A 410-nucleotide genomic window follows, 5' to 3' on the forward strand; every position below is an offset into this window, starting at 1 on the left:
CGGCGGGGTCGGCGGTGACGGCGGAGCCGGCCCCACCGGACTGGCCAGCGGTACCGGATGTCCCCGCGATGGTCGCGTCAATGCCGTCGGCGCCCGCCGCGCCGTTGCCGCCGTTCCCGCCCGCTCCTCCGTTTCCGACGGATCCGCCGGCGCCGCCTAAGCCACCATCGCCGCCCTTGGTGCCCGCCACAACGGCGTCACCGCCATTGCCGCCGGCACCGCCGTTGCCCCCGCTGGTGGGCGCTTTGCCGGCCGCGCCGTTAAGACCGTCGTTCGCACCCGTCCCGCCCGCTTTCCCGCCGACTCCTGCGGCGCCGCCTGCACCTGCGTCGCCGCCGGTGCCGCCCCACCCGCCGTCGAAGCCTTCGGTGGAACCCGCCAGCCCGTTGCTGCCGGCTCCGCCGTCACCG

1 pseudogene is annotated in these 410 nt (G+C 76.8%); it reads right to left on the reverse strand.

The features are described 5' to 3' along the window. Nucleotides 1-410: pseudogene (locus tag BST27_RS33025) on the reverse strand (PE family protein); the annotation flags it as partial.

The organism is Mycobacterium intermedium, assembly GCF_002086275.1.
Lineage (GTDB): Bacteria > Actinomycetota > Actinomycetes > Mycobacteriales > Mycobacteriaceae > Mycobacterium > Mycobacterium intermedium.